At 53.3% G+C, this 7,665-nt stretch carries 4 protein-coding genes and 2 pseudogenes; 2 read left to right on the forward strand and 4 right to left on the reverse strand.

From position 1 onward, the window contains the following. Positions 1-36: 36 nt before the first annotated feature. Positions 37-867, forward strand: a complete 831-nt coding sequence (iclR, locus tag HA51_RS25005) for a glyoxylate bypass operon transcriptional repressor IclR (RefSeq protein WP_084938084.1) — start codon at positions 37-39, stop codon at positions 865-867. Here iclR and aceK read toward each other — a convergent pair. The 4 genes and pseudogenes from aceK to metA form a co-directional block, all read right to left on the reverse strand. Next, complete coding sequence (gene aceK / locus HA51_RS25010; RefSeq protein WP_084938087.1) at positions 864-2,597, reverse strand: bifunctional isocitrate dehydrogenase kinase/phosphatase; 1,734 nt, start codon at positions 2,595-2,597, stop codon at positions 864-866. The genes iclR and aceK overlap by 4 nt on opposite strands. 348 nt (positions 2,598-2,945) lie before the next feature. Further along, positions 2,946-4,247 (reverse strand): isocitrate lyase, encoded by a 1,302-nt coding sequence (gene aceA / locus HA51_RS25015; protein WP_084938090.1) that lies wholly within the window; start codon positions 4,245-4,247, stop codon positions 2,946-2,948. A gap of 16 nt (positions 4,248-4,263) precedes the next feature. Beyond that, the gene (aceB, locus tag HA51_RS25020; protein WP_084938092.1) at positions 4,264-5,862 is read right to left on the reverse strand and encodes a malate synthase A; all 1,599 of its coding nucleotides are present in this window, start codon (positions 5,860-5,862) and stop codon (positions 4,264-4,266) included. A 270-nt stretch (positions 5,863-6,132) separates the two neighbouring features. Then, positions 6,133-7,061: pseudogene (gene metA, locus HA51_RS25025) on the reverse strand (homoserine O-succinyltransferase MetA). 427 nt (positions 7,062-7,488) lie between these two features. Between metA and HA51_RS25030 the strand changes: the two are divergent. Continuing rightward, positions 7,489-7,665: pseudogene (locus HA51_RS25030) on the forward strand (molybdopterin-guanine dinucleotide biosynthesis protein MobB); the annotation flags it as partial.

The following is a 7,665-nucleotide window of genomic DNA, read 5'->3' on the forward strand; positions in this document are numbered from 1 at the left end:
AATGGTTTCCAGCATTGATGCGATTGTGGAGACGTTATGGCAACCCCAGTACCCGCGAAGCGTGGCAAGAAACCGCGTACCGCCACGACCACCAGCGCCCCAGCCGGTGGGCAGGTCCAATCACTGACGCGCGGTTTGCGTTTACTCGAACTGATCGCCGACTCTCATGGCAGCGTTGCGTTGACCGAACTCGCCCAGCAGGCGGGATTACCAAACTCCACTACGCACCGTCTGCTGGCGACCATGCAGCAGCAGGGATTTGTGCATCAGGTGGGTGATTTGGGATTCTGGACCATTGGGTCACACGCCTTTGTGGTGGGCAGCAGCTTCCTGCAAAGCCGTAACCTGTTGGCGATTGTGCATCCGGTATTGCGTAAGCTAATGGAGGACGCCGGGGAGACAGTGAATCTGGCGGTGCTGGATCTCAGCGATTATCAGGCCGTGATTATCGATCAGGTGCAGTGTACTCAATTGATGCGCATGTCAGCCCCGATTGGCGGCAAGCTGCCGATGCATGCTTCGGGCGCGGGCAAGGCGTTTCTGGCCCATCTCAGCGATGAGCAAGTCACCGCGCTCTTGCATCAGAAAGGGCTGCATCACTACACACCCAAAACCTTGATGTCACCGCACAGCCTGAAAGAGAACCTGGCGCTGATACGTAAAATGGGCTTTTCACACGACGATGAAGAGCACGCACTGGGCCTGCGCTGTGTAGCAGCACCGATTTATGACGAACACGGCGAGCCATTCGCAGCGATTTCCATTTCCGGCCCGATTGCGCGTATGACCGATGACCGCGTCACCGAGCTGGGCGCATTGGTGATCCGCGCGGCTAAACAGGTGACGCAGGTTTATTCCGGCCGTTAAGCGGCCACTGTCGCGTAGCGCACGCTAAAACGTTGCGCAGCGCGCCAGGCAATCACTTCTTCAATGTGCCCGGTACGAATGCGCGCTTGCAGCGCGCGCCACCAGCCGGGATCAAACAGTTGCGGGTGCAGCGCTAACAATAATTTGCCGGTGCTCGGCTCGCTGCACAGCGCGTAGCGGAAGGTTTCCGGGAACACATCGTCCGGCCCTACGCTGTACCACGGCTCCGCCTGCAACTCATCCTCTTCATAACGCGCCTGCGGTACATCGCGGAACTGCAGTTCGGTCATCGGTCGGATTTCATCGTAATCGTAAAACACCACGCGACCGTGACGTGTCATACCAAAGTTTTTATACAGCATGTCGCCAGGGAAAATATTCGCCGCCGCCAGCTGACGAATCGCATCGCCATATTCGCCAATCGCGTGCTGACGCTGCTCTGGCGTTGCCTGCGCCAGCCATAGATTAAGTGGCTCCATACGGCGTTCCAGCCACAGATGGCGGATGATCAGCGCGTCGCCGCGCCGCTCTATTTTTTCCGGGATATCGCGCTCAAATTCTGCCATGAGTTGTGTCGGAATACGGGCCAGCGGGATGGCAAAGTGCTCGAACTCTTGCGTATCCGCCATGCGCCCAACGCGATCGTGCTCTTTAACCATGCGATAGCAATCACGCACCTGTGCATCAGTCACCTCTTTTTGCGGCGCGAAACGGTCTTTAATCACCTTAAACACGCGGTCAAAACCTGGCAGCGTAAACACCAACATCACCATGCCGCGGATACCCGGCGCGATGGTGAAATCCTCATGGCTGTGTGCCAGATAGTTGAGGTATTCACGGTAACACTCGGTTTTTCCGTGCTTCTGACAACCAATCGCCATATAACGCTCCGCAATGGTTTTGCTGGGCAGAATCGGTTGTAGCCAGGCAACCAGCGCAGCGGGCACCGGTGCGTACACCATGAAATAGGCACGGGCGAAGCCAAACACGATGCTGGCATCGTCACTGTCGGTTAAACAGGTGTCGATCCACAAACGCCCTGCCTCATCGCGCTGGATCGGCAGCAGGCAAGGCACCATGCCATCACTCAACTGCAAACGCGCCACGACCCAGGCGGTTTTATTGCGATAAAACAACTCACTGGCGACATCCAGCGTGGCGCTTGCCAGCTGGGCTGGACTGAACTGCTCGCGGAGATGACGGACGATCCAGCCGATATCGCGGGTGATGTCCTGCCAGGCTAAGCGTAAGGGAATATCGTTAAGCACCTGCCGTAATACCTCATGCCAGCTGCTTTGTGGACGGTAAAGCCGTGACAGCGGGCGCTGTGCCTCCGGCGCGGCGGCATAGGGCTGCGATGGAAAGATAAACAGCCGGTTAGGATCAAGATGAGTGTGGCCCTGCAAGCGGCAGTAGACTGAATTAAAAAAGCTTTCAGCAATTTCATGGCGCGGATAGCCGGGTAACAGCGTCTCATAATGGCTTTTTACCCGTAGCCAGAACGCCTCATCCCAGTTCGACACATCGTTCAAGATACGCAGCTGGTTGCTGACTAAGCCAACATAATGATCGTATAGGTGGATACGCGCTTTCATCGCCTGCTGTACGGCGTGCCAGTCGGCCTGCTCAAAACGCTGCTGAGCGCCTGCGGTAATGTCTAGAAAACGGCCATACTGCGCGTCAAAGCCTTGCAGGATGGTGTGGGCGATCAGAGATTCTCTCGGGGTCATTGGCAACGCTCCTGCAAACGGGGTCCATCCGTGGGCCAAAAGATCGGGCGTGATGAAAGTCCGCGAAGCGCAATTTGGTCGCCATCAATGGCGCCCCTACGATTGTTTAGGGCGATTTTCGTAGGGTGCATATTCATGCTTACCGGGTTAACTACACCCATTGGCTTCAGTGAGCGGCATTGCGCCATCAATGGCGACCCTACGATTGTTTAGTGCGATTTTCGCAGGGTGCGCATTCATGCTTATCGGGTTAACTACACCCATTGGCTTCAGTGAGCGGCATTGCGCCATTGATGGCGCCCCTACGACGGGTCAGTGCGATGTTCGTAGGGTGCGCACTCGGACTGCTTAGAACTGCGCGGCTTCAGTGGAACCGGTCAGTGCGGTGACTGAAGATTGGCCGCCCTGAATAACGTTGGTGACACGGTCAAAATAGCCGGTGCCCACTTCCTGCTGATGTGAAGAGAAGGTGTAACCCCTATCACGCGCAGCAAACTCGGGTTGCTGCACTTTCTCAACGTAATGACGCATACCTTCGCCCTGTGCATAAGCGTGTGCCAGGTCGAACATGTTGAACCACATGCTGTGAATGCCTGCCAACGTGATGAACTGGAAACGATAGCCCATATCGCTTAACGCCTGCTGGAAACGGGCGATGGTGCGATCGTCGAGATTCTTCTTCCAGTTAAACGATGGCGAGCAGTTATACGCCAGTAACTTGCCCGGATATTGCGCGTGAATCGCATCGGCAAACCGCTGCGCCAGTTCCAGATCCGGCGTCGACGTTTCGCACCACAGCACATCGGCATAGGGTGCATAGGACAAACCACGGCTGATCGCCTGCTCAATCCCGGCGCGGGTGCGGAAGAATCCTTCAGAGGTGCGCTGCCCCGTGATGAACGGTGCGTCACGCTCGTCACAATCTGAGGTGATCAAGTCAGCGGCATCCGCATCGGTGCGAGCCAGCAGGATGGTGGGCACTCCCATCACATCAGCTGCCAGACGCGCCGCCACCAGTTTCTGAATCGCCTCTTGCGTCGGCACTAATACTTTGCCCCCCATGTGACCGCACTTCTTCACCGCCGCTAACTGATCTTCAAAATGCACCGCGCCCGCACCGGCTTGGATCATCGACTTCATCAGTTCAAAAGCATTTAGCACGCCGCCAAAACCCGCTTCCGCATCGGCCACAATCGGTAAGAAGTAATCGATAAATTTATCGTCTTCCGGCGACACACCATTGGCCCACTGAATTTGGTCGGCACGCTGGAAGCTTTGATTAATACGCTCAACCACATTCGGCACTGAGTTCACCGGGTAGAGCGATTGATCGGGGTACATCTGTCCGGCCATATTAGCATCTGCCGCCACTTGCCAGCCGGAGAGGTAAATGGCCTCAATACCCGCTTTGGCTTGTTGTATCGCCTGCCCGCCGGTTAACGCGCCGAGACTATTGATATAACCTTTGGTGGATTCACCGTTGAGCAGTGACCACAGTTTATGGGCACCGCGCTCTGCCAGCGTACAGGCCGGATTCACCGAACCCCGTAGGTTAATCACATCTTCCGCGCTGTAAGGACGGGTGATGCCCTGCCAGCGCGCATCGTTCCAGCTTGATTCCAGTTGTTTGATCTGTTGGTTACGATTCATAGCGTGTTCTCCAGGTTCAAGGCAGCAGGCGGTAGCCCGGCAGAGTAAGGAAAGAAACCAGTTCGTCGTCAGTGGTGATTTGTGCCATCAGTGCGGCGGCGTCGGCAAAGCGTCCATCATTGAATCGTTCATCACCCAGATGGTTCTGCAGCGCCTGTAGCTCTTCATCCAATAGCCGTTCAAACAGTTGTGCTGTTACCAGTTGGCCATCGTTAAGAATCTGTTTGTGGTGAATCCATTGCCAAATCGAGGTGCGGGCGATTTCGGCCGTGGCAGCGTCTTCCATCAATCCATCAATCGGTACGCAGCCGTTGCCCCCAATCCACGCTTCAAGATATTGCAAAGCAACACGAATATTGGCGCGCATGCCTGATTCAGTGCGTTGACCTCGGCATGGGCGCAGCAGTCGTTCTGCAGTAATCGGTGCGTCATGGTCGCGGCTGACATTGAGCTGGTTGGGCTGATCAGCCAGTTGACGGTCAAATTCAGCCATCGCGATATCCGCCAAACCCGGATGAGCAACCCAGGTGCCGTCATGTCCATTGCCGGCTTCACGTGCTTTATCTTCCTGCACCTTCTGCATCACCCAAGCGTTGCGTTCAGCATCTTTACTGGGGATCAGGGCTGACATCCCGCCCATTGCCAACGCGCCACGACGGTGGCAGGTTCTGATTAGCAGACGTGAATAGGCATCCAGAAAAGGCTGATCCATGCTGATCTGTTGGCGGTCTGGCAAAATACGATCGCCGTGCTGGGCCAGGGTTTTGATGTAGCTAAAGATGTAATCCCAACGACCACAGTTCAGCCCCACCACGTGATCGCGCAATTCCCATAAGATCTCATCCATCTGGAATACTGCAGGCAGCGTTTCGATCAGTACCGTCGCTTTGATCGTGCCGCGCGGCAGATCGAAACGATCTTCGCTGAAACGGAAGATCTCGCGCCACCAAGCTACTTCGCTGGAATGTTCGGTTTTGGGCAGATAAAACCACGGCGCATGACCTTTCTCTAGCAGCGCATCCACGTTGTGGAACAGGTAAAGCGCAAAATCAAACAGTCCTCCTGGAATTGCGCGATCGCGCCACTCAACATGCTTTTCATTCAGATGCAGGCCACGCACACGGCACATCAGCAAAGCGGGATCAGATTTCAATTGGTAAATCTTGCCGGTTTCGCTGGTGAAGCTCAGCGTGCCGTTGACTGCATCGCGCAGCGTCAGTTGACCCTCCATCAACTTCTGCCAGGTGGGCGACAACGAATCCTCAAAGTCGGCCATGAAGACGTTGACGTTGGCATTCAGTGCGTTGATCACCATCTTGCGATCGGGTGGCCCGGTGATCTCAACGCGGCGATCGCGCAGCAATTCGGGAATGGATCGTACCTGCCAGCTATTTTCACGAATGGAAACCGTTTCCGAATCAAAGTCGGGTAAAGCACCTTGATCATAACGTTGCTGACGCTGCTGGCGTGCTTTGAGTAAACGTTCACGCTCCGGTGCAAAGCGGGCAACCAGCGTGTGCAAGAAGTCGATAGCTTCCGGGGTAAGAAGTTGCCTTTCCGCGTGGGAAAAGGGCTGGCTGAAAGTCAGCGTATTATGAATAACCGAATCTGTCATGCGGGCTGCTCCTGTTTGATCCGTCTCCTGGTGGTCGGATCCGGGTGTAGGGTGTTTTTTATACCGGCAAGATCAGAGCATAATGATTTTTATTTTGTTTTCAAAAACTATTTCCATTTTTATGGATTAGTTTATTTATCCTGCTGAAAATAATGTAATTTAATTCCTCGAAATAAAGGCAATGAATTCCACTCTTTGAATGACAGGCAAAAAAAAAGCCGCGACAGCATTAGCGGTCACGGCAAGATTTTTGAAACTCTCTAGATCGATTTATTCGAGCGTTGGATTCATATGACGAAGATCGAATGGCGTGATCTGGTAAACGTAGTAGTTCAGCCAGTTGGAGAACAACAGGTTACCGTGCTACGCCAGGTGGCGCGTGGCGGAAGTTCTGGGTTGTCTTGCGGGAAGTAATTGAATGGCACTTCCGGCTGCAGACCCGCATCATAATCGCGATGATATTCCCCAGATAGCGTCAGGGCATCGTACTCTGGATGGCCAGTGACGAATGCCAGACGTTTGTCTTTACTCGCCATCAGATAAGCCCCGGTGGCCTCAGATTCAGCAAACAACTCGAGATCGGTATAGTCGCGAATTAACTGGCTAGGGAAATCAGCATAACGGGAGTGCGGCGCGAGGAAATTGTCGTCAAATCCTCGGGTTAGCAATGCATGTGGGTGTAAGATCTGATGTTCATACACACCTGATAGCTTGTTGTGGCGCGTTTGTTTTGGGATACCGTATAGAATGTTTAAGGCAGCCTGGACAGCCCAACAGACGAACAGTGTTGAAGTGACGTGTTCTTTTGCCCAATGCAGCACGCGTTGTATCTGCGGCCAGTATGCAACATCGTTGAAATCAACCAATCCCAGCGGTGCACCGGTGACAATCAGTCCATCGAAGTTATCGTGCTCAATATCTTCAAAGTTGCAGTAGAAGTTGTTCAGATGCTCGCTGGGTGTATTGCGTGATTCACGGCAATCGATGCGCAGCAGTTGGACATCAATCTGCAACGGTGAGTTGGAAAGCAGGCGTAAGAACTGATTTTCCGTTTCGATTTTCTTCGGCATCAGGTTAAGGATCAGCACTTTTAGCGGTCGAATCTCCTGAACACTGGCGCGCGATGAGGCCATCACAAATACGTTCTCATTGCGCAAAAAATTCACTGCCGGCAATTCATCGGGGATCCTGATTGGCATGTTCTGCTTACCTCTTACTCATAACCGTATAAACGTTTAGACATCCAGATGCCCGAGGTTAGCTTGACCTAGTCAGAATGTCGAGTCTTCATGCGGTTTATGAAAATGTTTCAGCTTAAAGCGGGATTCATACTGGTAAATAGGTTATTTAAGTCGCGTTTTGACAGTCCTGATGCTTGGATTTATGCTTATTTTGCATATAGGCGTGATTTTGAGAATGGGTTTTTCATTGCTGAAATGTGGATCTAATTCAACGAAGATTGATCGCCGTTTGGAGTCAAAACTGCAGCGATTGGCTTCAGGAGTGGCTGCCGTTCAGTGGATACAAAATAGAATCAAATTACTGCTGATTTATCAGGATTAGCCGAAGGATTTGGAGGTTAACCTTTATCTCACATCACGCTGTGGCGGCGTGGTATCAAAGGCGAAATTGGCCGCGCGTATGGACAGCTCAGAGCTGGATTTGGTGTTGGTTGAAGGATTTAAAGACGAGCCTGTACCTAAAATTGCGCTGTGGCGGCGGGGTGTCAGAGGAGAAGTGGCTGATTTACTGGACGAATACGTGATTGCGCTGGTCAGCGATGAGAAATTAACGATCGGCCGC

This window comes from Pantoea rwandensis (assembly GCF_002095475.1).
In the GTDB taxonomy this organism is placed as follows: Bacteria; Pseudomonadota; Gammaproteobacteria; order Enterobacterales; family Enterobacteriaceae; genus Pantoea; species Pantoea rwandensis.